This is a genomic window from Lysinibacillus sp. FSL W8-0992 (genome assembly GCF_038008685.1).
In the GTDB taxonomy this organism is placed as follows: Bacteria; Bacillota; Bacilli; order Bacillales_A; family Planococcaceae; genus Lysinibacillus.
Window position 1 is genome coordinate 2,910,876 of record NZ_JBBOZQ010000001.1, and the last position, 23,094, is coordinate 2,933,969.

Genomic DNA, 23,094 nt, shown 5'->3' on the forward strand with positions numbered 1-23,094 from the left:
CACCTTTTTTCCATACTTTCCATGCCTTTTTCTCACCATTATAGCCTATGTGACCTGCTGTATCAGCTTTATTCTGTTGTGAACTATCGTTATATGAATAAGCCAGTGTTTATTAGCAGCGAACTAACTTTTGACGAGATGCTTGTTCAAATGGATGAAGGTCTCGGTACACGCTTTTATCAAATGTGTAAGCAGTTTTTTATTCATATCGATAAGGATTTAGGGTTGAACTACAGATTAAAGTGAGGGGCGCCAAGCTCCTTGATTGGAGGGAGAATGGATGAAGAATGATTATAAACAGATTTTAGCCAAGATTCGTGAGGCGAGATGTGAGTGGGAACTAAACAAACTCATGAATGAGCTTGACGAATTCAACAAGCAAAATTACAAAGCTACTGCTATCGATATCGCTTTGGAAACTGGTGACCGCAGGGCTTTTAATAAATTGGTGGTGTGTGAAACAAATGACTAAAAATTTCACATGGAATGCACCAAATGCAGAGCTGCTGAAATGCCCTGTGCCTGGCTGTCATCACATTGGGACCATCATTACGAAAAAGCATTGCTGGCTAGTGCATGGCATGACGAGAGATGAAGTTGGTAAAAAGTATGGAAAGCCTAAACGCATTTTGACATATAGCGAGAATCAAATTAAAGCGAGGGGTGCGGAATGGGTGAACAATACTTAATTGATCAGATGGTGTTACACACTAGCCTCTACAAAAAATATCAGTACAAAGAAAACGAGATAGGGTTTTATCAGAACCTTGAAGCTTTACGCGTGCTGAAGGGGCTTAACACACAGGACGAGGCTTTGAATTATATTGCATTTACTGGAGGATTGAAGGCTACATGAGATTGTGTAATGTTACGAATAACTCGTGTCTTAAAGAATATGTACAGAATTTTCTGGTTAAATTCTGTTCTTTCGCTTCTTACCAGTATCAACACCTATTTCAAAAATAAAGAGGACCATAAGAAAGAAAAATACAATTTTCATAATAGGGTTAGCCGTCCAAAAGCCTAAATAATACAGGAAAACAAGGATGATTGATAATAGAGTTTTAACAATCTTTAGAGTCATCCTAAAACCTCCTAACATTTGGGATTACTGATTATAAAATAATAACATAGTTAGGATATTTATAGAACATTGTATTGATCCATTTACTGCACAATTTGAGGATTATGCGAAAAAATGTGCAATAACGGGAGGTGATTGTGTTTGAAGCGAGTTTTAAATTATGTCGGTTCTAAATGGAATCTGGCTAGATGGATAGTAAACCAAATGCCCTAGCATGAGGTGTATCTTGAGCCATTCTTCGGTAGTGGTGCTGTCTTATTCAATAAGCCACCTGCACGTATCGAAACAATAAATGATTTAGATGGCAATATCGTCAATCTATTCAAAGTCATACGCGACCAGCCTGAACAACTGGCTCAACAAATTCAACTTACGCCCTATTCAAGACAAGAATACAATGAATCATTTACAGCATTGAAGGGTGAATTAAATTCGTTAGAAAGAGCTAGGGTATTCTTAGTTCGTTGTTGGATGTCTAGGGGAGGAAAAACAAGTGATAGAACAGGGTGGCGTCACAATGTAGATTCAACGACTTTCAGTGCCTTGCCTGATTGGCGTAAACTACCAGCTATCGTTTTAGAAGCAATGGAGCGATTAAAACATGTACAAATTGAAAACTTAGATGCTACTACATTGATAGGTCGTTATAACAAAGAGAATTGTTTGATTTACAGTGATCCACCGTATTTATTCAGTACACGTACAAAACGACACTATGCTTATGAAATGACGGATGAACAACATGAAACTTTATTGCGATCTTTAAATAAACATCGGGGTTTTGCCATGATTAGTGGCTACAACAACGATATATACAATGACATTTTACGAGGATGGACAAGGATTTCAAAGATGGCCACAACCGAAGCAGCACAAGAAAAGTGTGAAAGTCTGTGGCTTAATCCTCAAATAATTGAGCGTGGATATATACAAGAAACACTTTTTGGAATTGTGTAGGCGATTACTTGAAACACCAACAAACACAAGGCATTGTAATCTCCTTTGAATAACAGCCGCGGTTTGTGTTATTGCCAAAGTTCGAAAAGAACGGAAAGAAATATCGTGAAATTGGTTATAACGCTGATTTCACTGTTCATTATGCAGATGGTCATACAGAAGGAGTTGACATCAAAGGGATGGTTACAAAGCAATTTGAATTGAGGAAGAAGTTATTAGAATATCGTTATCCGCATGAATTAAAGTTTTTAACGTATTCAAAGATTGATGGTGGTTGGATAACTCATGATGAACTGAAAAAGGCTAGGAAAGCACGTAAAGAAGCTAAAGTCGGGTGATGAAGTGAACACAGTACGTAAGTAAGTTAAACAACGCAGAGCCCGCCTAATAAATCATCAGGACCACATAGCTTTTCTCAAATGCAAGGGGTGTTCAAAACGTAAGGCTTATGATTCTAGTAAGAAATGTAGAGGATGCAAGGTTTATAGAGAACTAAGGAGCATTGGGAAAGAGCTGGAGCAGATTAGTCGTTTGCGTAGGTGGCTTAAGTGAAGAGTTGAAGTAAGGGGATAGCATTGTTAAACATCATGGGGCGATGATTGCCATCCCAGAACTAAATTATGTATTGGAGTTAAATATTATTCTAACTATAAGTATGTAAGAAAAGAATATTAAAAGGGCCACTGGACCAGAGTGACCCTAAACCAACAAATCAAGAGGTGTCAAACTAAGAAACTAGCTTAACACTACTATTTATATGATTGGATAACTATGTTTGTATAGTTCATAGCCCTTAAAAAAGATATAAAAAAAGCTATAACGGCGAGGTCGTCATAGCCCAAGTAAAGTGTGTGATAGTGACAGATCTATTTTTTTCCAAGTTGTGTTGAAATTTATACATTAGCAATAAAAAAGGATCACTTCAATTAAGGAAGTGATCAACGGGAAGTGCCAATTTCTAAAGGATTAGTTAGAGTGATATATCTCTCAAGCAAATTACAGGACACTTTATTTTATGTATTAAAAAGTGAATAGTTTAGGCGGTAGGTTATTGTTTAAAAAAGAGGGAGGCTATGGAGGTTCGATTGAGTACGACAAACCCTCTCCCCAGTTTGATACTGGGGAGAGGGTTTGTCAGGTAAATAAATATTATTTTTCTGGATAATCTACATGTAATGGTGGTGGAACTAACCAACCTTTAGTTTTATTAAGACGTAGTAGTTTGGCACCGATTAGAGCTTTTGCTGCATGGAATTGACCATACATTAATGCGATATCTTCACGAGTGGAAGTACCCATTGCCTGACTGCATGCAACTAATCCAGCAGCTAGGTCTACTGACAGTGCAGCACTAATTTCTGGATCACTAAATTTTGCTCCTGGAGGGATATCCTCCATTCTTGCTACAGGTCTTTCAGGTGGAGCAGGAGGTAAACCAATACCATTAGTTTTTAGTATTTTTTCTAATTGTTTTACTTCGTCCCTACAAAGTTCGATTATATCTTCAATAATTTTTTTTAGATCTTCGTCACCTGCATGATTATAGAACGTTTGATAGCCAGCAATCATTCCGTAGTCTGTCATTAAACCTGTCCAAACACTAAATACTTCACCGTAATGCAATGGTTCATCTTTTGGATTTCCGCTAAGTATTCCCATACTACACTTCCTTTTCTGGTTTTCGCCATTTTTCAAACAAGGATAGTATGGATGGAATTTTAAAAATAATTCATATAAAAAAAGTATACTGAACAATTTGAGGAAAATGGGTAACAAAAAACTCGAAAGATATTGTTCAGTAAGCAAGTGAGAACACGGGTTATTAATTATCTGATATGAATGAAAAAATATGAATAGAAAAAAGGAGTAAATCCCTTGTCGAAGGAAACTTACTCCTGACTATTTTTACTAAGTATTTTATCTTTAAACAATTGGACTTAACAATTTAAGGATAATAGAAGCATTTACGTTTATTTGTGTGCCTCCAGCCAAAGTTTGTAGGGTAACTGCTGCGGCAGACGAATGATTTCTAAGTGTAAGAATCCCTCCGGATGATATTAAAACTAATGCCTGACCAGTGTTTTGTTGAGTGCCTGCTCCTGAACCATAGACTGCTTGGGTAACAGGTGCACCATTTAAAAACAGTGTGAATTGGTTAGGTTCCACACCTGATACGATGAAAGTAACTTCGTAGACTCCTGGTGTGGTAACAAAAATTTGAGAGGTTCCAGGTACATGCGTAATTCCAGGTGTAACTAAGCCTGTTGAATCGAAAAGAATATCAGCCTCTATAGCTACAACTTCTGCACTTAGATTGTAAATATATCCATATTCACATAAACCGCTACAGGGTGAAGGTGGTGTTACCGGAGTGATACCAGTCATTCCACAGAGCTCCACAGCAGTAAAAGGTCTTGTTTGTCGTCCACATAAACAGGAATGTTTATTACAGTTACTACAATTATCCATATTTCCACCTCCATTTGAAGTATTCTATTCGTATGAAAAATGGAGTTAAGGGCAATCGGCTCTGCTGTATTTAATTTATAAAAATTAATTTATTGCACATTTTGAGTAAAATGGTCAGTAAATAGAGATAAGAAAAAGCCGCAACGTTGTCACACGCTACAGCTTTTCTATAACAATATGTAGATAACTGCAATGACTGAAATTGGCTTCTCAATCATCAAAAAGTTAGAAGAATTCATAGCAGTTACAATTCATTATTAACAAACTTGATTAATTTTATACAAAACGTGGGCAAAATCGAAATAATAGGTGGTGATAGAAAATCAATATCATTGGATTCGTAGTATTTATTGGAGTTCTTTCTACTATTTGTGCGATTTTATGCTTTATGTTATTTAAATTATTTGATCGGACTAAAAAAGAAAGTAAGAAATAATTAATCAATCATGTTAGAAATCACAATGGTTCAAGATTATAAAATTTAAGGGTCACTGGACCAGAGTGACCCTAAACCAACAAATCAAGAGGTGTCAAACTAAGAAAATAGCTTAACACTACTATTTATATGATTGGATAACTATATTTGTATAGTTCATAGCCTTTGGAAACATAAAAAACTATAGCGTCGTCACACGCTACAGCTAAAAATTGGTTATTCCACTTGAGCCTTTTCAAAAGTATTATACCACAGCTTAAGGGGGCTAACCTGATGGGCAAACAAGGGCAAATGAAAGTAACGAAAGAGAATTTACTGCAGTGGATTAAGAATTATCGATGGATGGTTGAAACCATCGAGGAAGCAAGACAACCGGTTGCGAAAATGGATAATAACAGCTATATTGGAGCTAAAACAGCTAGGTATGGTATTGAGGCAACATTACCGAAGGCTAGTGGAGGTATAAGTGATCCGGTGTTTACAGAAGTACAACGCAGAGTTTATGCACTTAATTATCGCATTAAGGAATATGAGCAGAAGATTGCTGAAGTACAGAAACGCATTCCATTTGTAGATGGTGATAGAGAGGTTGAAGTCCTTCACAGATTGCTTGATGGTGATAGCATGCGAGCAATTGGCAAGCATATGAAACTTTCCAGTACAACGATATTTAGAGTAAGAAATAATATTTTGAGTCAAATGATTAAGTAGCCTTTTTGGCTACTTTTTTAATAACAATTGTTCAACAGACGGGCCATATTGTGGAGTAACTCTTAATAAGAAATAATTGGATATTTATGTTAAAGTGTAATTAGATTTGTGAATCAATGTACTTAAACTAACGGGGGAGTTTAGTTGAGGAGTGTTGTTAATTTGGGTTCGGGCAAATGGCCAAATTATTGAATAAAAGAGGGTTCATAAGCGAGGCGAAGTTGATTATATACGAAAAATACATGTGATAAGGTGTGATACTACATGTCATTTGTATTTTTTGAAAGGGGGATATTTAAAATGGTTTTCGTTAATAAAACATGAGAAAAATAATAATTGAACTCAAATAAGTTTGCTTAAAGGAGATTGAAATGATGGGATTTGATGAATGTATAAAAGAGGATTTTAGTGGGGTCATATCGGTCACTCAAAATGGTAATAATGTATACCGTAAAGCTTTTGGATATGCAGATTTATCAAATAAAGTATCAAACGAGATTGATACAAAGTTTGCAACAGCCTCAGCAGGTAAAGTATTTGTTGCCATAGCTATTTTGCAATTGATTGAACAAAGTCGATTATTTTTTGATAGTCGTATTGGGGACATCTTGAATTTTAATTTAAACAATATTGATCCTCATATCACTATCAGGCAGTTGCTTAATCATACATCGGGAATACCCGACTATTTTGATGAGTCTATCATGGAAGATTATGATGAACTGTGGATTGACTACCCCAATTATAAAATTCGCACATCATTGGATATCATCCCTTTATTTATTCATAAACCAATGATGTATCCTGCAGGAGATAGATTTCAATACAATAACACAGGATTTGTTGTTCTTGGTCTCATTGTTGAGGCTATTACAGGCTCTTCATTTGATATATATCTTAAAGAACATATTTTTATTCCATGCGGAATGTTGAATACAGGGTATTATGAGCTGGACAGATTGCCTGCTAAATGTGCAAACGGGTATGCATATGATGATAGCAGACAAGAGTTTTATACCAATATCTACAGTGTTGATGTAAAAGGGACAGGAGCAGGAGGAGCATTTACTACTGTAATAGATATTGAAAAGTTCTGGGCTAGTCTGATGAATGGTCACTTGATATCGAAGAAAATGTTAAAAGAAATGTTAACTCCCCAAGTGAAAGAAGAATGCTATGGTTATGGGATTTGGCTAGATAAAAAAGAAGAAGGCGTGTTTGATTACCACTTTGAAGGCTGCGATCCTGGTATAAGTTTTTATAGTTCATATGATAAACAACAAGATTCGCTTATCATATTGGTAAGTAATTTTGGTTGTAACGTATGGAAGGTTTTTAGAGATATCAAAGGTTTAATCAAATAGTATGTGAAGATTGTGAAAAATTTCACTTAAACTATCGAGCGCGATTGTGGAACAAATGTAACCAATGTAACGAATGAAACAAAAAGAACAAATGTAAAACATGTAGCATGTTTTGTGATAGAAAAAATATGATGTAAACTCGGAGGTAGGTTCGGTGCGGTAAAGGTTTCCTCACTTGGTATTTATAAAAACCTAAATATAGTGAAGACAGACCGACGACCGACCCGCGCTCCATAGACTAGTTAGGAGCAAGACATACATGGCCGGCCTATATTTTTTAAGAGATTAGGTATCTTAATTAATATAAAGGGCTTAAATTGTAATTAATTCCCTCTAATATTTATTTGTTGTATGAGAAATAAAATGAAATAGAGGAGTGGGAAGTTATGCTGACAATTTTTCAAATTGTTTTTACAGTCATAATATTGTCTCTCTCGACGTATGGAATTATTACACATGATTACCACTGGAATTTCTTATTGGTATTCTTCATAGGTTTAGTGATGTTAATTCTAGGGATTAAAAAATTTCAAAGCGAGACAAAGGTTTATGGTTGGTTCTATATGGGAGTGTTTTTGTTTTCAGTAATTGTTTCAATTCAAATCTTCTTTCGATAAAGGAGTGGTTATCATGTGAACTTCGTCCACTTCCATTTTGTACAGTCAAACTTACTAAACGTGCACGGAAATGCACGAACACAATTACATTAATAACGTGGAGAAGAAGCTCTGCCACGGTTGCTAGAAGTGAGCTAACTCGACAGTTTTTACCACAATAGAATAATAGACGAAAAAAGCCTTACACCTAGCATGGTAAGGATTTTTGCTGTAAAAATTTACTTTTTTACCATCTTTTTTAGGGTTTGTGTATAATGAGAATGATCCTAAAATAAGAAGGAGCTGGATAGAAAAATGAAGGAAGATCTCTTTACGGCATTTATTTTTATATTTCCATTTTTAATAATAGCAATAACAATATGGATTAGAATCATAAAAGTAAATAGCAATATTCAAGTTGAACAAAATAAAGAAATTATCGAACTTTTAAAAAAGAACAGCCAAGATAAAGATGAAATCAAAATAAACGAATAATACATAGATAGATTCATTTAATGTTAGTTTAACATCCTTCGGGGTGTTTTTATTTTGCCCTGAAAACTGAGTATCGAGCAGTCCTCCTCTTGCTGCTGAACTACCGGTACTTGCTTGTGAAAGCAAAAAGTTATTACATATATTTTATCTTATGGTTTATGATTGTGCTGGAGGTGGATTTAATGAAAAAATGGGAATATAAAACAATATACAGAGAAACAGCAATTGAAGATCAAAGGGAAGCTGATTATATCGGAGATATGTTGAGTGGATATGGTTGCGATGGATGGGAGCTTGTTTCAATAACAGATCAGATAGATAGCACTAAGAATGCAGGTAAAAACGCAGTTATTTCTGTTAAAACTAGTTCTTTGATATTCATAATGAAAAGAGAATATCAAGAAAAGTAATTTAAAAAAGATGCTCATTCGAGTGTCTTTTTTTGTTTTGTTAGACGGAGGTGGTGGTCATGAGAGATGCCTAATTGGGATGAAATTAAACTAGAGTGGGAAACAACAAAGATTACACTAGCTGATCTTGCTGAAAAGCATGACATAAAGCTCGGTACATTAAAGAGCCGGAAGAGTCGTGAAAAATGGTCGAGGGATGCAACAGAAAAGGATGCAACCAATACACAAAAGGTTGCAACTATTTCTAGTGAGGATGCAACCGACAACGAGATAGAGACAGAAAGTAGAAACCGTGGTGCACCAATAGGAAACAACAATGCAAAAGGAAATAAAGGTAATACAAACGCTTCGCCTCCGAAACGAAACACAAATGCACTAAAGCATGGCTTCTTTCAAAAGTTCCTACCCGAAGAAACACTCGAAATCATGGAAGCAATGAACGAACGTTCTCCAGCCGATTTAATATGGGATCAAATACAAATCCAGTATGCTGCTATTATTAGAGCTCAACGTATTATGCATGTTGAATCAAAAGACGAAATCATAAAAGAGCTCAAAAGAGAGAAGGTGCAAGGGGGTAAAAATCCTTCGCACGAAACTGAATACAACTTCCAATTTGCATGGGAACGCCAGGCGCAACTACTCACTGCTCAATCGAGAGCAATCGAGGAGTTGCGTTCTTCAATTCGTCAATTTGTGGAAATGGCTGACGCTGAGGATGAGCGTCGATTGAAGCTAGAGCAGATGCAGTTGAATATTGATAAGTCGAAATTGGAGGTTGAAAAGCTTGGTTCTGGTCAACAAAATGAACCTATAGAAATTCAAATTGTCAGCAAAAAAAGCAACCTTAATTGGCTGCTTTTTTGTCGTTTTGGTCAATACCTAGAGCCTCTTTAAGGGATGCCTGAAGTATCTGTGAAAAGTTTAAACCGGCATCTTCAGCTGCATCTCGTAACCAGCGAGGTAGCGTACAGTTTTTTGTTACTGCTTTATTTACAGACTCATTACGAAATGGGGGCATGTAAACGTCAATAAAGATAATTCGATCTGATTCAGCATGCAAAACGATATCTGCAGGATTTGATGGATTGGGCAGAGATGTTTCATTTTCTTCTAATTCAAGGATACGAAAAGCTAACATATCTTTCGCTTCTTGGATACCTTCTTTAATATGGTCAGCTAAAATAGCTGTTCCAGCAAAGTCAGGGAAATACATTCCTAAACCACCATCGGCTGCAGTTTCAACAACGACTGGGTAAATAAAATGATTGGCGTAGCTCAATTTAATAACCTCCTTTCTTTTCATTATTATTATGTTACTTTTAAACATTTGAGGTAAGGCAATATAGAGAAAGGCAAGTTAAGGCTAGGCAATAGATGTAGCAGAGAGGGGTTAAAATTTAACCCCTGAAGTCTGCTCAATACTTTTAAGTGTGCCTACCGGAATCAATCGACCATCAGCTTTTACGCTTATATCAGCAAATCTTGTTGGGTCATCTTTATGTATGTATCTTTGATGACTGCCAGGACCCTTATGAGTAGGAGATTTGATGAATCCTTCTTTTTTAAGTTTTTTTAGTGCTTCTCTTATGGTCACTTGCTTTCCCATTACCTTACCTCCTTTCTAATATCATTATAACACGCATAAATAATGCGTGTCTTTTATGCGTGTAATATTAAGGGAGTTGAGTAAAATGACAAAGCCTACAAGCTGGAGAAAGCTATACTGAAATGGCGCACAGGATTGAAAACGCGATGGGTTGGACCAAGAAGAAAGCCATCCTTGTTGCACGTACAGAAGCCGAGTGCGATCACTTGCCGATTTAGCCGTAGAAGAAAAGGCTAGTAAAACCGTTCGGCTAACAAAGATATGGATGTCCTCCCTTGATACGAGAGTTCGCAAATCACATAGAAAGCTAGACGGGCAGAAAGCTGATAAAGACGGCTACTATCACTATGGAAAGTGGAAATCAAAAGCGCCAAGGCTATGGGGTGTTGCATCCATGGATATTCAGTGTCGATGTCATTCGATTTACTTGGTAAACGGTAAATTTCCTGAATATAGACGTGGCAGAGACTATATGGATGACACGTACCAAAAGAACTTAGCAGCTCGTATAGATGCTTACATGGAAGACTTGGGACTACCGTATAAACAGGCGTTTAACAAAGCTTACAAAGAAGTGAAGCCACCAAGTGTGACAGTACCTTATGTGAGTTATAACGAGTGGAGAAAGAAGTTTAGCGCCGAAAGGTAGCATGTTATGAACATCTAGTGCTAAAAGCAGATGTAATTTTAAAAAAATTATTAAAGGAGCAGAAAAATGGAATATAAATCAATAAATGAAATGTCAGTTGATGAAATACTCCACCAACAATTAGTATTGTTAGCGGAGCGTTCTCAATCAGCGCTTGATGAGGAACTAGCTCGATTGACAAATTCAATGATAGAAATCGCAAATTACTTAGAATGAGAATTTTTTCCCTTTTTTAATTTAGTATACGAGGTTTATAGAATACATTTGTTTGTATAAGCATCATTAATTTAGTTCTTGAATTAAAGCATGATAAAAATCGCCTCGTTAGTTTTTCTTAGAGGTGATTTTGTTATTAGTTATATGTGTTAAAATTGAATTTGTTTGGAAGTTTTGATTAAATTTTATTCAACAATCGGGCCAGATTGTGGAGTAACAATCTATTAAGAAATGTTACTTAACGACGATTTCGGTGCATTTTAAAAAGTGGTAAAATTTTCTTGATAGAGTTAATCAATGGTTTAATGAAAAAGAAATAAAATCATTATTACTTAAATTCTTTTTGCGTATGCAAACTATCGAGGAAAGGTTGCTGAAAGAAAATGAAATCAATACTCAAAATACTTATGAATCCAATAGCTAATCTGAACGAAGAGTTGAAACAAATGATGCCTCTTTCGATTGCACTTGGACATGAAAACGATGTATTTGTCCTACTGAAGGAAGAGCGAATTCCACTAATCGATGGTTGTTTCCCTGCAACCGTTACGGAACAAAGCTATAGATATCAAGTCATTCATCTAAAAGATGGACAAAAGAAAGTACTAGATTTGCCGAAAGAGACATGGAATTATCATTACATACAGCCGATTGATGACGGACAATTTCTGCTTGTATGCGCACGGTCGTATTACCATGATGCGCAAAACATTGAAGAAAACGCACGTGTCTATGATGAAAATGGGCGTTTCATCCGATCATTTTGTTTAGGGGATGGTATTGGGCATGTGTACGTAACAAAGAATCAAGAGATTTGGACAGGGTACTTTGATGAAGGCGTTTTCGGCAATTACGGCTGGAAGGATCCGGTTGGCCGCAGCGGGCTAGTTGGCTGGGACGCCTCGGGTGCTAAATTGGATTCGCTTGAAGAAGATAAGGAATATTTTATTTTTGAGTGTTTGGCGTTGAATGGTGTAGCAGATGGAGGAATTTGGTTTTTCTTTAGCCTAGATTCGAAGATTGGCGTACGGAAAGAGGGTCTCACATCGTATTATTCACCCGAAGATATTTATTTTCAGGCGTTTGCGGTGAACGGGGAGACGATCGTTGCATACCGAGGCAGAGGAGAACGTACACTCTTTGAGTTACATCGTGAAGGTAATGAATATAAGACTGTCCGTAAAATCGAGCTGTTGAGGCCGGATGGTAAGCCTTTCGAACCGCAATTAGTGAATAACCGTGAGAGTAAGTTGCTGTTTTTGGACGGGGATGAGCTGTATATGTATGAAGTGAAATCCGGTGTGTGACGGTAGGTGATAAGGAATATAGATTTAGTATCGCTCAGTAAAAGAGACGATTTATTGCTTAAAAACAGCAGTGCAACTATCTTGGCTCTTCGCATTTGTGAGCTACTATTGAATAAGCACTTCTGTCTAAGTTCATTAAAACTTTATAAAGTATACAAAATCATTCAAATTAACTTTCCCAAATAAAAGTTTTGGACACAGAAGACCAAACTATAACAATAGGACGCGATTCTATAATAAGGATCAGCGCTCGTTTTCATTAAAGGGCCATATTGTTAAATAAGGGGTCTAGTCAGATTTATGCTTAACTAAACTGTCATGAATTATTGATACATTATTACTTTAATGTGGGAGGCGAATTATGATTTGTATGGTTTGTCACACTCAATATCATCTTCAAAATAATAGTTGGAAATTAGAAAGTTCTCCGAATAAAGCTGAAGGAAATTATATGATTCAGAGTAATGTATTCACCCCTGAAATTTTAGAACAAATATTAGAACATGCGCTACAAAACAAATTCAATGAAATAACAGTAGATTCTTATCCGGTTGAATATGTATCGTGTAAAGGATGTCAGTTACTGAATTTAAGGCTACGTAAAGACAGAGACATGCTCTTAGATTTACCCAAATACCAAAATCTGATTTATTATGATTGTTTTTAAGGTACCTAATGTAAAAAAGTCCCCAAACCTCGCTTTGGGAATGTTATATTAGAATCCTAAAACATTTATTATTCATCAATAATAAGAATCTTAAAATTGAGGTAACGTTTTGATTATAGTTATTTTTACGTCTGCTTGGGTGGGTATTACCTTACCTATTCTTCTCTCATTGTTTTTTGCATTAACCAAACCTATTCTTTTATTCGATAATACAGGTTTATTTATGTTGATTACTGGCATAATTATAGCTTTTATAGATGGTTATATCGGTTTGCAAATTTACGGAAAAATTATTAGACCTAGGATTAAAAAACGAATTTAATGCTATCTTTTTATTCATATTAATTAAAAATAACGTTCCCAAATCAAAGTTTGGACGTACGCCAAAATGTCACGAATGTTGTTAAATCAGCGTTTGTGACTTTTCTTGTGACATTTTTTATTCAGCTTTTTATGCAAAGAGCAGTTTGAATGGTTAAGTATTATAATTACTTTTCATGTTTTAAAATTCCCCTAATTTCAAGGAATCTCTTAACTTTTAATTATTAATGGGTAATTTACTTAAAATTGGAACTTATATTATTGCCAGACGTATAAAAGTTAAGGGACTGTCTCAGTTCAAATATATACATATAAAATTTAATCATTAAAAGGAGAAAATAAAATGAGTATTTATTTAGTGATGTTACCAATGATTAGTATGTTGTTAGGTTTATATTTAGTGTGTTTGGGACTCTGGGAATTAAGACTTGGTTTAGATAGAAAAAGATTTATAACCTTCTCGTTTACAGGGCTATTTTTGATCTTTATATTACCGAATATGTTTGGTTTTCTTCAATTAAATTTTAATAACTTTCAATAAATATCTTTCTGCTAACTGAAATGAAGGGATTCTTAATAATGTGTATACATTTTTCTACTTCAACTTATGGAGCAAGTAAATGATGAACAGTACGCGGAAACAAACCATTATATGGCGCAATTTTAGAGTTGAGATTGCACTTCTTCTTTAAAAATACGGTCTATTTTTTAAATAGTGGACAGGGGGATATGATGCAATTTATTAAGAAATATGGCTTTTTAATATTTACTATGGTTATTACATTAGCAGGTTTTTTTGTATTAAAGTTTAGTGTTGATCTGGGAGCAGGTGCAGCTAGTGCTTATTTAGGTTCGATGGGTGGTATGGATACGGCTGAGTTTCATTCCATTCAGTCCAAATATATTATATCAAATATGATTGCAGGTGGAATTCTATTGTTTCTAGGATTAACATTTCTTTTTTTCTCCGTCTATAGACTTTCCGAAAACAATAGCTAGGACATTCAACATTCTGTCGCGGTTGGTGTTCAATAATCGGGCCATATGCTTGCATAATGCTCTTCAAAGCTAGAATTATATAATTATATTAAAATTTGGAGAAATGGAAATTAAGGGAGGGAACAAAACTGTCCATTTGGAAATCGTACATTATTATAATGTTTAAAACCTTAGTTTTTTTAGTGATTGGTTTTACGCTAACTGACAATGTATTAAGAACGATTTATGAGAACTTTGGTATTATTTATTCTGGAAATGTATGGGTTAATTGGTTCGGTGTCTCTTACTTACTGTTTTTTCTTTATACAATTATTCGTGTGATTTTTATTAATAAAAATCACAACTTGTTAAAGAAACGTATAGCATCTATTATCTTTTGGCTTCTTTTTATCGGCTCTGTTTATGCCGTATTTATTCCGTTTGTTAAAGGAGAAAACCCATTTTAATTCAATAATTGTGCGCGATTACAAGGATAAGCGCTCGTTTTCATTAAAGGGCCAAATTCTTGAATAACTTTCTTTTATGAAATGTCCCCAAACGACGCTTTGAGAACTATCTGTACATAAGCAGCAGGTTTATTAAAAAAGGGAATGTGCATTTTAAATAGAATAGAATAGGAAAGTAGTTTTTTCTATTAGCATTATAAATAAATTGTTCAAAGATGAATGGAGGAATAATAATGGAATCTAGTATAATTCAAAAAATTGGGCAAATAGCAGTCCCAATAAAAAATGTGGAAAGTGCAATTGAATTTTATAAAGAAGTACTTGGGTTAACACTTCTCTTCCAAACAGAAAATATGGCATTCTTTGATTGTAACGGGCAACGACTTCTTCTTTCAATACCTGAAAAAGATGAATTTGCAAATTCAAGTTCAGTTATTTATTTTCAGGTAGAAGATATAAAAAAGTCAGTCGAAAAATTGATTGAAAAGGGAGTTTCCTTTATCGACCAACCACATGTCGTTGCAAAAATGGAAAATACAGAAACGTGGATGACATTCTTTAAAGATACTGAAGGAAATACACATGCTTTAATGTGTGAAGTACAAATTTAATTCGTAATAAATTCAGAGCATATACTATTTGAAGAACGTAAGAGCTTTAAGAGATGAAAATATATTAGATTTGAAATAATTTTGACCTTTCAAGCTCGGTACATAATTCACTTCATTTGTTGCGATATTTATTCAAGTCTAAACAAAATAACGTTCCCAACTTAAAGTTTGGACGTACACCAAAAAGTCACGAATGTTGTTAAATCAACGTTTGTGACTTTTCTTGTGCGCATTATTTATTCAGCTTTTAATGCAGAGAGCAATTTGACTGGCTAAGTATTATTAACTTTCATGTTTTAAAATTTCCCAAATATCACGTAATCTTTTAACTGCCTCTTCTTTTGAATAAGGAAGTTCTTTGTAAAACTTCTGTAGTTCTGGATTGTTAGCAAATGCTTGAAAGTCTGCATCTTCAGGTTCTTGATGAGTAAGATTTTGTTTTTCTGTACGTCCAAGAAGGTAATCAATTGAAACATCAAAAAAATCAGCAAATCTTTCTAAGGTTTCTAAATCAGGTTCACGTATATCATTTTCATAATGGGCATAACGAGCTCGTGATAGTCCTACCGCTTTTGCGATTTCTTCTTGAGTTCGTTTACCTCTTAAATTTTTTAATTTTTTACCTAACAAATGAAATCACTCCAATAAAACTAAAAATTTTTAGGAGGTTGTCTAATGAGTGAATTGAAAACATTTAATCATCCAATGTTTGGTGATTTACCAGTAATCATTGTTGATGAAAAAGAATACTTCGGTGCTACTGATGTAGCTAGAGCTTTGGAATACAAACAACCAGAACATGCGGAGAAAAATCATTGTGATAATGATGGGTGTACAAGTTATACAGTCATCTGTGTTTTTAACTATCAATGTGACTGTTCGTAATGATGGAACAGAAATGATTAACACTGATTCAAGTTTCTTTAAATTAATTTCTAGTAATGGAGCTGAATATTCTTCTTCAACAGTAATCGTAGCTGATGATAAATACTTTACATATGAAGGAATCAATCCTGGGCTTGCTTTAACTGGTAATGTAGTGTTTGAAGTTCCACCAGGATTAGTGGGCCTCAATTTACAAGTACAGACCGGATTCTGGGGTACTGAAACAGGAATAATAAATCTAAATTAAGCGTTTATAAAAGTCACTTATTGAGTAGCGGGTTCTGGATTCGAGTACAAAACTTTAACAAACACTATAAAAGGGGTATCAAATCGAAATGATTTAGATGCCTCTTTTTTATTGATATAAATCGGTTTTTTAACAATTTTCATGCGAATTGGTATATCCAATCGCATTAATAAAGCTACATTATAGAAAGTTCTATAACGATGCGAATACAAAATCTTTTTTCGCTCGAATTAGTTAACGTCAGGATATAAATGGCAAGGAACTATATTAAACTAACGGGGCAGTTTAGTTGAATAAAAATTTATAGTAAAATATTACATAATAGAAGGTTGGAGGTATTTTATGGAATCACTCATTTATGCTTTGTTTGGATTTTTAGTTTGTATGTGTATTGGTTCGATACTTAATATACTGCTTAAGACGACTCAACAACGAGATTGACTTATCACATACTTGTAAAGTAATGAACAAACCAAATAATTTTTAAATAGAAATATTTAAAAATTGATGAAGAAACATCCGAGTGAAACAGCAATAAAAATTATGGCAAATATTAAACTATTCCACAGGCCTAGCATAATAAAAGGAGAAGTACTTTTATCTCCGTCTTTCTTGAGACCTGTGAATGTTCGCCAGGTTATTATTAGCTGCCAAATACCTATTAATAAAAAAATGAATCCAAATAAATATCTCATATAATCACCTCCTTTATATAAAAATACCACGCTCGGAAAGCGTTATCAATAAAATTGGAATATAATGAAAAAATGGTTTGTATTGTAAATTGTGAATTAAGTTTAGGTTTAGCAATAATAGTAGTACCACTATTAAATTTATCCACTGCAACTTTTTTTGGATGAAGACTAACAGATGTTTACTAAGCTAAACAGGTGGCTTTAGTTAAATTTTGAAAACTTTATTGCACAGGCTGTGACGGAGGGTATTATTAATGCTTCACACTTGAAGGATTTACAAAGTGGAACCATGACAACTGATCGTTTGATTGGTTTGTATATTACGATTCAGCAACGTAGAGCAACAAAATAAACGGAAAAAGTCCAGAATCATTTAATCTGAGTCTGGGCTTTTATATATTGGCTGTTTTCTGATTGTTGTTATTCGAATAACGGAGCAGGTAATGGAAGGTGGTAGCGGTGAAAAGCAACAATCCAGCATTTGTTATGATTGATGGACGAATTTAATCCCTTCAATAGAACATCCTATGATAAAAAGGTGGGATGATTAATGGCAATTAGGGTTTTATTATTAATACTATTTATTAGTTTTAATTTTTCAATAGGTGTTTCTGCTGACGGCCCACTTAAAGCTGCTTTCATACGAGACCACCAGCTTTGGATAAAAGAGGGTGATAAGGAACTACAGCTTACGACAGGTCAGTATGTATCCTCTCCAAAGTGGTCAAAAGACGGTCAATTTATTGCCTATTTAGCAGGTAAGGAAGAGGATGGAAAAACGAATTTATATATTTATGATGTGAAGAAAAAGGAAAGTTATAAGCCGTATCCTATAATTGAAGCAAATGAAATCAAATGGTCGCCAACATCCAATCAACTAGCTTACAATTCGGGAGGTATCCTAAACGTTACAAAAACTGAAAATGGGCGACCACAAGGTTTTGAAAATGTATCTCTAGGTGTTAGTGATTTTGAATGGTTCCCCGATGGAAAAGCGTTTATCGTTTCATCTCAATCTAATTTACTTCCTACTGGATGGGAACCTGTTCGTCTTTTTAAAGTGCCCTTAGATGCCAATCTCGATACGAATAAAATAAAGCCCTTTTACACCATTCAAACAAATACAACGGACTTATTCGCTATTGATGCTGACTATTTAACGTTTAGTCCTGATGGGAGCTGGATTAGCTTTCTATTAACACCCACAGCGTCTTGGTCCAATGATAGCAATACATTATCAGTACTTTCATCAGTAGGTGATCAATTTCAAGTGATAGGAAAAATGCTTGGGTATGAAAATTGGATAAAGTGGGCTCCATCAAAAAATCAACTAGCCTACATATCGGGTGAAGGAAGATTTTTTGTTGAAAACAAAGATACAACCGTTACCGAGATCCCTACAGCGAATAAACAAAAGGACTATACACCTAAAGGATATGTAGACCTAGATTTGGAATGGCTTTCTCTAGATGAAATAATTGTTGCTCGGGCAAAAGAAAACAAAGCATGGAAATTGGGACCAGTTCCAACTATGTATACAGCGCTATATGTAATTAATCTTGAATCAGGAGAACAAAGGCAGATTACATTTCCAAAGAACAATAAAATAGATAATACTCCTCAAGTAGTTGGTTCAAGGATTACTTGGTATCGAACAGCTAAAAAAGAAAACCAAGGAGATGTATGGATTAAAGATAGAATAGATGGTCTAGAATATCGTTGGTTAAAAAACGTAGACACTGCACCAACTTTTTTCTATAGTAAGTAACTGAAACATCCGCAGATTCTACACTTCTTTATTCTAGTAAAAGAGAGCATTAATTGAATATTCGGTCCAAAAGGCAGATTTAATCTACAAAACGTGTAGAAAAAATTCTGTCTTTTTGTTCTGATATTTCTTGAAACGAAAAACTCTCGTCCCAATTTTTAGGTGTAAAACAACCCCCAACCAACCCCACCTCGTTACACAAAAAAAGTCACGAAAGTCACGAAAAAGTCACATTTCCCCCGAAAACATGTGAATTTGGGCAAAATCAAGTTTTTGTACATTCGTGAAAAACCTTGCTATAATGGGCTTTGTGATTACATATGAAAGAGGGTAAAAGCATGAACGCTTACGACGAATGTATGCGTTCATTTTTTGTGCAATCATTGATATATCAACGTTTTTAGGTAATAAATAGGAGAGTTTTTTTAAAAAAGTCACAAAATCTAAACATTTATTCTTGTTTTCTCTCGGAAGGATTTATTTCTAGAGAATATGGTATTTGAAACATCATTCAATGAATTAGTTAATACTTAATCAAAGTTTTTGCTTTTTCCCTTTAATATACACGAGAAATAATATAGATGTGTATATTGTAACTTTCTCAGAAAGTTATTTTCAATAATGTAAATTATTTTTATAATAGTAATTAAATATCGAATAGAAATGGAAGGGGTTAGATATGTTAAGGCTGCATAGAGTAACTTTTAATATGATAGAAGAGTTATCAGTATTACAGCAACAAAATAATATACCAAATAATTTATTCGAAGTTGAAATTGTCGAAAAATTTTATAGTGAATTATTAAAAGATCTTTCATTTAGTAAGGCATTTAGTCTGACGTTAGTTGAAGATTTTATTAGGAATTACCTATTACATATTCAGAATGATTTTTCTACACATGACGTATCTGAATTCCTTTCAAATTTGAAGGAGCATCTAAACTTAAACTTACAAGATTTTTGGATTATTGGAGAACTAAATGGTAGTTACGTTGAAACCGATATGATTACCAGCAATATTAAAATCATTTCTGGACCTAATATAAAACAAAAGTTAAAAGAATTCTTTTCAGACAGCGAGATTGAACATTTATCGAAGAAATTTAAAAACAGGTTGTTTGAGTATCCACTAATAGCAATTAAAATACGTGCGCAATCTGAATTTATTAATGATTTCGGCTCTACATGCTTGATGTATGCAAACGCATTACTTTATATATTTGCTGCTAAAGAAAAATTACCAAGTAAGGATTTTAAAATAGAGAGTATGTTTAATAAAACATACTATAAAGAAGCATCTAAATGTAGAATATCTAGTATACTTTGTAAAGGTGAGCGAGATTTATTTACCGTAAGAGCAAATTTTGATACCCGATGTGAGTTTAATTTGAATTTCTTGCAATCTTCTGAAAAGCTTCAGCAGTTCGAAGAGCTATATTATTATATTGTGAATCAATTTTTCCAAAAAAATGCTGTTCGTTCAAAAGTAATAACAGCATTAAAATTATATAGGCAAGCAGTTTTATTAGAAGAAGAAAATAATAATTTAACTGGAATTAGCACTTCGATTGTATTGCTAAATGCTGCAAGTGAATGTTTATTATTAAAAAAAGAAAATAATAAGAAAAAGAGTTTAATTAATTTATATACGGAGCTATTAAAAAACCACAATATTCAAGAAAATATAAATCAAACTGTGGGTAAGTTTTATAATAAACGATCTGCATTTGTACATGAAGGGAAAATGACTTTTAAAGATTATAAGGAAAATTTTTCAGATGGTGAAAATACGACTCTTTTGAACTCATATAAGTATATATTATCGTTATTAATATTTGAAATCGTTAATTTATCCAAAACTTATAGCTCATTAAGAAGCTGGTATAATTATTTAAATCAAATAAATGAAAACTCTCTTGATTCAGGTAATAACAGTCATAGTGAACCCTCTAACTTAATGTAATGAAAAACGTAACTTTAAAAATAATTAAGTAAATTAAAAAATACCGGACTAATATTAGGGAGTAGCAATCACTTACCTCATTAAGTCAGAAAACTTAGCATGCATTTTCTCAGATGCATTAGCACGCATCCCAGAAGTAACATGCAAATAAATCTTAGTAGTTGTATCAGAATTCTTATGACCCACTCGATTCATAATAAAATTCAAATCAACACCAGCCTCTGCCAATAGACTAATATGTGTATGGCGGAGGATGTAGGTGCGGAATTGTTTGTTGATGTCGGTTATGGCGCCGATGCGTCGGACGGTTTGATTGAGCATTTTGACGGTAGGGGGGATGCCCTCCTTGTCACCGAATACAAAGTCGGACTTAGTCCACTCGCGATACTCGCGCCATTGGTAAAGCTGTTTTAATTTCTCCACTACAATATCATCAATATCGACGGAGCGAACGCTGCCAGCTGTTTTTGGGGGTGTGAGCTCGAAGTCGCCTCGTAAACTTTTCTTTGCATACACTGTTTTGTTGATGTGTATTACCTTCTTCTCCAAATCCACATCCTCATATTTTAACGCAACAGCTTCGCCTGGTCGCATTCCTGTAAAAGCGATTGTGTAGATCAGCGTGCGATATATGATATTACGATGTTTGTCCACGTAACTTAAAAATTCCTTCAGTTCATTGGTTTCTAAATAAAGCTTCGCTGTGTCCTCACTGCTTGCTTCCTCTAACGTCATTTTCTTCTTCGGCACAAAAGTAGCCTCAACAGGGTTCATTTCAATCAAATCAGATTCCTTAGCATAGGCAAATAACATTTTGGCTGTATTATGAGTGCCTCGTAGCGTATTGTAGGCTGTTCCATTAGCAAATAAATGATTGAGCAAACCTTGTAATTCGATAGAAGTAATAGCGGTCATTTTCTTTTTCGCTAAGAAGCGATTGAGTAGGGAGATGCAGTAAGTACGATGTTCGTTTGTCGTTTCCTTATTGCCTTTCATACGGTAGAGCTTTAACCAATCTTGGCTAAATTCTTCAAACGTTATCTTAGCATCGAAGTAATATGCTTTGTTTAATTCAGCTATAGCTTTTTCAACTCTTTCACGTGCTTCCGTTTTACTTTTACCACGACGTGTAATTTGACGGCGTTTGCCAGTGGCAGGGTTACGAGGGCCTTCACCAGTGCAACGCCAAGTTGTCTTATTAATTTGAACGAAATGCATTAGCTGTCACCACCTTTATGAAAGTACTTCCCAAATTACTTTTAGTTTCTCGACATCTTTCTCATTACAGTTGGGAAGAGACTTGTACCATTGCTGTAATGAGGGATTGTGGGGAAAAGGTTCTTTTAATGCAGGATTATAAGTAGGGTCATCGGACAAACCTGCAACGTCAATTAGCTTTATGTAATCATAATGATAGGCTGTGGCAATGCGTTGCAATGTTTCAGGTGTTGGTTTGATCGCATTGCCAGTTCGACGATCCGTTCCTCTTTCAAGCATAGCCAAGTAAGAAAACGTAATATCCATACGTTTTGCTGCATCACGTAAAGATTCATCACCACGTAGTTCCTTTAATAACTCACCTAAACTCAAAATCGTTCACCTTCATTTCATTAGTATTGAATGCATATACCATTCTGTTTCCAACTATAAAATAGAGTTATCGTTCTGCCTATTCCAATTCAGCATAAGCAACTTTTTACTGCGGTATTGTTCCAATCGTTTGAATGCAAAATCATATTCTACATTAAATAGCCGTTGTACATTCTCGACAGTCAGTTCAGTAGGCTCTAGTTCATCCAGCATAAAAGAGGGGACACAGGCATGGTACATAAAGTTGTTGGCCTTATATTCTTGGTATTCACGGAATAGGGGATACATGCGTTGTTGATTGCCTGTATGTAAGAGAACGTGACCTAGTTCATGGCAGAAATCTTGCCATTGTTGCTGGGGTGTTAATTGTTCATTTAAAAATATGTAAACATGAGTTTTCGAGAATAAAGCTTGACTCTTATCTCTCCAATAAAAAATTTGAATTCTAAGTCGAATAGATATTTTATGAAATAGAAGTTGTTGTGGTTTAAGTATACCTATTAGTGTGTACAACTTTTTAATAAAATCCTCAGTATGTGTTGAACATTGCATATAAATCATCTCCTATCACTAATTAGAACGTTTGTTCTGTTTTAGTG

Annotated in this window: 31 protein-coding genes; 22 read left to right on the forward strand and 9 right to left on the reverse strand. The window is 34.6% G+C overall.

Going from position 1 to position 23,094, the window contains the following annotated elements:
• Nucleotides 1-280 precede the first annotated feature (280 nt).
• The 3 genes from NSQ74_RS14590 to NSQ74_RS14600 are packed head-to-tail and all read left to right on the forward strand — an operon-like array spanning nt 281 to nt 856.
• Complete coding sequence (locus NSQ74_RS14590; RefSeq protein ID WP_340824239.1) at nt 281-472, forward strand: hypothetical protein; 192 nt, start codon at nt 281-283, stop codon at nt 470-472.
• Nucleotides 465-689 (forward strand): hypothetical protein, encoded by a 225-nt coding sequence (locus NSQ74_RS14595; RefSeq protein ID WP_340824240.1) that lies wholly within the window; start codon nt 465-467, stop codon nt 687-689. Before NSQ74_RS14590 ends, NSQ74_RS14595 begins: the two co-directional genes overlap by 8 nt.
• The gene (locus tag NSQ74_RS14600) at nt 671-856 is read left to right on the forward strand and encodes a hypothetical protein (protein ID WP_340824241.1); all 186 of its coding nucleotides are present in this window, start codon (nt 671-673) and stop codon (nt 854-856) included. Before NSQ74_RS14595 ends, NSQ74_RS14600 begins: the two co-directional genes overlap by 19 nt.
• Before the next feature lie 57 nt (nt 857-913).
• On the opposite strand, the gene NSQ74_RS14605 is transcribed toward NSQ74_RS14600, so the two are convergent.
• Nucleotides 914-1,084 (reverse strand): hypothetical protein, encoded by a 171-nt coding sequence (locus NSQ74_RS14605; protein WP_340824243.1) that lies wholly within the window; start codon nt 1,082-1,084, stop codon nt 914-916.
• Between the two features lie 219 nt (nt 1,085-1,303).
• Here NSQ74_RS14605 and NSQ74_RS14610 point away from each other — a divergent pair, with 219 nt between their 5' ends.
• Complete coding sequence (locus tag NSQ74_RS14610) at nt 1,304-2,041, forward strand: DNA adenine methylase (protein ID WP_340824244.1); 738 nt, start codon at nt 1,304-1,306, stop codon at nt 2,039-2,041.
• A gap of 65 nt (nt 2,042-2,106) precedes the next feature.
• The gene (locus NSQ74_RS14615; RefSeq protein ID WP_340824246.1) at nt 2,107-2,379 is read left to right on the forward strand and encodes a DUF1064 domain-containing protein; all 273 of its coding nucleotides are present in this window, start codon (nt 2,107-2,109) and stop codon (nt 2,377-2,379) included.
• A gap of 811 nt (nt 2,380-3,190) precedes the next feature.
• Here NSQ74_RS14615 and NSQ74_RS14620 read toward each other — a convergent pair.
• Together NSQ74_RS14620 and NSQ74_RS14625 are read right to left on the reverse strand one after the other, a co-directional pair.
• Complete coding sequence (locus NSQ74_RS14620; RefSeq protein ID WP_340824248.1) at nt 3,191-3,700, reverse strand: DUF3231 family protein; 510 nt, start codon at nt 3,698-3,700, stop codon at nt 3,191-3,193.
• Between the two features lie 264 nt (nt 3,701-3,964).
• Nucleotides 3,965-4,426: a collagen-like protein gene (locus NSQ74_RS14625; protein ID WP_340824249.1), complete on the reverse strand. Its 462-nt coding sequence runs from the start codon at nt 4,424-4,426 to the stop codon at nt 3,965-3,967.
• 793 nt (nt 4,427-5,219) lie between these two features.
• On the opposite strand from NSQ74_RS14625, the gene NSQ74_RS14630 reads away from it, so the two are divergent.
• The 6 genes from NSQ74_RS14630 to terS all read left to right on the forward strand — a co-directional run bounded on the left by NSQ74_RS14630 (nt 5,220) and on the right by terS (nt 9,419).
• On the forward strand, nt 5,220-5,657 hold the full coding sequence (locus NSQ74_RS14630; RefSeq protein WP_340824250.1) for a LuxR C-terminal-related transcriptional regulator: 438 nt from the start codon (nt 5,220-5,222) through the stop codon (nt 5,655-5,657).
• Between the two features lie 371 nt (nt 5,658-6,028).
• The gene (locus tag NSQ74_RS14635) at nt 6,029-7,021 is read left to right on the forward strand and encodes a serine hydrolase domain-containing protein (protein ID WP_340824251.1); all 993 of its coding nucleotides are present in this window, start codon (nt 6,029-6,031) and stop codon (nt 7,019-7,021) included.
• Nucleotides 7,022-7,407: 386 nt separating this feature from the next.
• The gene (locus NSQ74_RS14640; RefSeq protein WP_340824252.1) at nt 7,408-7,638 is read left to right on the forward strand and encodes a hypothetical protein; all 231 of its coding nucleotides are present in this window, start codon (nt 7,408-7,410) and stop codon (nt 7,636-7,638) included.
• Nucleotides 7,639-7,932: 294 nt separating this feature from the next.
• The gene (locus tag NSQ74_RS14645) at nt 7,933-8,112 is read left to right on the forward strand and encodes a hypothetical protein (RefSeq protein WP_340824253.1); all 180 of its coding nucleotides are present in this window, start codon (nt 7,933-7,935) and stop codon (nt 8,110-8,112) included.
• Nucleotides 8,113-8,294: 182 nt separating this feature from the next.
• Nucleotides 8,295-8,522, forward strand: coding sequence for a DUF4177 domain-containing protein (locus NSQ74_RS14650; protein ID WP_340824254.1), 228 nt, complete (start codon nt 8,295-8,297; stop codon nt 8,520-8,522).
• 66 nt (nt 8,523-8,588) lie between these two features.
• Nucleotides 8,589-9,419, forward strand: coding sequence for a phage terminase small subunit (terS, locus tag NSQ74_RS14655; RefSeq protein ID WP_340824255.1), 831 nt, complete (start codon nt 8,589-8,591; stop codon nt 9,417-9,419).
• Here terS and NSQ74_RS14660 read toward each other — a convergent pair.
• On the reverse strand, nt 9,370-9,804 hold the full coding sequence (locus NSQ74_RS14660; RefSeq protein ID WP_340824256.1) for a type II toxin-antitoxin system HicB family antitoxin: 435 nt from the start codon (nt 9,802-9,804) through the stop codon (nt 9,370-9,372). The genes terS and NSQ74_RS14660 overlap by 50 nt on opposite strands.
• 111 nt (nt 9,805-9,915) lie before the next feature.
• Nucleotides 9,916-10,131: a type II toxin-antitoxin system HicA family toxin gene (locus NSQ74_RS14665; RefSeq protein WP_340824257.1), complete on the reverse strand. Its 216-nt coding sequence runs from the start codon at nt 10,129-10,131 to the stop codon at nt 9,916-9,918.
• Nucleotides 10,132-10,327: 196 nt separating this feature from the next.
• Between NSQ74_RS14665 and NSQ74_RS14670 the strand changes: the two genes are divergently transcribed.
• From NSQ74_RS14670 to NSQ74_RS14700, 7 genes are all read left to right on the forward strand, one after another.
• Nucleotides 10,328-10,780, forward strand: coding sequence for a phage minor head protein (locus tag NSQ74_RS14670; RefSeq protein WP_340824258.1), 453 nt, complete (start codon nt 10,328-10,330; stop codon nt 10,778-10,780).
• 66 nt (nt 10,781-10,846) lie between these two features.
• Nucleotides 10,847-10,996, forward strand: coding sequence for a hypothetical protein (locus NSQ74_RS14675; protein WP_340824260.1), 150 nt, complete (start codon nt 10,847-10,849; stop codon nt 10,994-10,996).
• A gap of 383 nt (nt 10,997-11,379) precedes the next feature.
• Nucleotides 11,380-12,303 (forward strand): hypothetical protein, encoded by a 924-nt coding sequence (locus NSQ74_RS14680; RefSeq protein ID WP_340824262.1) that lies wholly within the window; start codon nt 11,380-11,382, stop codon nt 12,301-12,303.
• Between the two features lie 361 nt (nt 12,304-12,664).
• Complete coding sequence (locus tag NSQ74_RS14685) at nt 12,665-12,970, forward strand: hypothetical protein (RefSeq protein ID WP_340824263.1); 306 nt, start codon at nt 12,665-12,667, stop codon at nt 12,968-12,970.
• A 1,050-nt stretch (nt 12,971-14,020) separates the two neighbouring features.
• A complete protein-coding gene (locus tag NSQ74_RS14690; RefSeq protein ID WP_340824264.1) occupies nt 14,021-14,290 on the forward strand; it encodes a hypothetical protein in 270 nt (89 codons plus the stop codon).
• A gap of 158 nt (nt 14,291-14,448) precedes the next feature.
• Nucleotides 14,449-14,736, forward strand: coding sequence for a hypothetical protein (locus tag NSQ74_RS14695; RefSeq protein WP_340824265.1), 288 nt, complete (start codon nt 14,449-14,451; stop codon nt 14,734-14,736).
• Between the two features lie 233 nt (nt 14,737-14,969).
• Nucleotides 14,970-15,347 (forward strand): VOC family protein, encoded by a 378-nt coding sequence (locus NSQ74_RS14700; RefSeq protein WP_340824266.1) that lies wholly within the window; start codon nt 14,970-14,972, stop codon nt 15,345-15,347.
• Between the two features lie 282 nt (nt 15,348-15,629).
• On the opposite strand, the gene NSQ74_RS14705 is transcribed toward NSQ74_RS14700, so the two are convergent.
• On the reverse strand, nt 15,630-15,977 hold the full coding sequence (locus NSQ74_RS14705; protein ID WP_340824267.1) for a helix-turn-helix domain-containing protein: 348 nt from the start codon (nt 15,975-15,977) through the stop codon (nt 15,630-15,632).
• A 45-nt stretch (nt 15,978-16,022) separates the two neighbouring features.
• On the opposite strand from NSQ74_RS14705, the gene NSQ74_RS14710 reads away from it, so the two are divergent.
• From NSQ74_RS14710 to NSQ74_RS14725, 4 genes are all read left to right on the forward strand, one after another.
• Nucleotides 16,023-16,232, forward strand: coding sequence for a Bro-N domain-containing protein (locus NSQ74_RS14710; protein ID WP_340824268.1), 210 nt, complete (start codon nt 16,023-16,025; stop codon nt 16,230-16,232).
• A 13-nt stretch (nt 16,233-16,245) separates the two neighbouring features.
• Nucleotides 16,246-16,479 carry a DUF4352 domain-containing protein gene (locus NSQ74_RS14715; RefSeq protein WP_340824269.1) on the forward strand — a complete coding sequence of 78 codons (234 nt, stop codon included), beginning with the start codon at nt 16,246-16,248 and terminating at the stop codon, nt 16,477-16,479.
• A 1,245-nt stretch (nt 16,480-17,724) separates the two neighbouring features.
• The gene (locus tag NSQ74_RS14720) at nt 17,725-18,942 is read left to right on the forward strand and encodes a translocation protein TolB (RefSeq protein ID WP_340824270.1); all 1,218 of its coding nucleotides are present in this window, start codon (nt 17,725-17,727) and stop codon (nt 18,940-18,942) included.
• 709 nt (nt 18,943-19,651) lie between these two features.
• Nucleotides 19,652-20,905, forward strand: a complete 1,254-nt coding sequence (locus NSQ74_RS14725; RefSeq protein WP_340824271.1) for a hypothetical protein — start codon at nt 19,652-19,654, stop codon at nt 20,903-20,905.
• 72 nt (nt 20,906-20,977) lie between these two features.
• Here the strand turns inward: NSQ74_RS14725 and NSQ74_RS14730 are convergent, their stop codons facing one another.
• From NSQ74_RS14730 to NSQ74_RS14740, 3 genes are read right to left on the reverse strand one after another with little or no spacing between them, the layout of a single operon-like run.
• On the reverse strand, nt 20,978-22,123 hold the full coding sequence (locus tag NSQ74_RS14730; RefSeq protein WP_340824272.1) for a tyrosine-type recombinase/integrase: 1,146 nt from the start codon (nt 22,121-22,123) through the stop codon (nt 20,978-20,980).
• A 15-nt stretch (nt 22,124-22,138) separates the two neighbouring features.
• Nucleotides 22,139-22,495: a helix-turn-helix domain-containing protein gene (locus NSQ74_RS14735; RefSeq protein ID WP_340824273.1), complete on the reverse strand. Its 357-nt coding sequence runs from the start codon at nt 22,493-22,495 to the stop codon at nt 22,139-22,141.
• A 54-nt stretch (nt 22,496-22,549) separates the two neighbouring features.
• Nucleotides 22,550-23,047 carry an ImmA/IrrE family metallo-endopeptidase gene (locus NSQ74_RS14740; protein ID WP_340824275.1) on the reverse strand — a complete coding sequence of 166 codons (498 nt, stop codon included), beginning with the start codon at nt 23,045-23,047 and terminating at the stop codon, nt 22,550-22,552.
• Between the last annotated feature and the right edge of the window lie 47 nt (nt 23,048-23,094).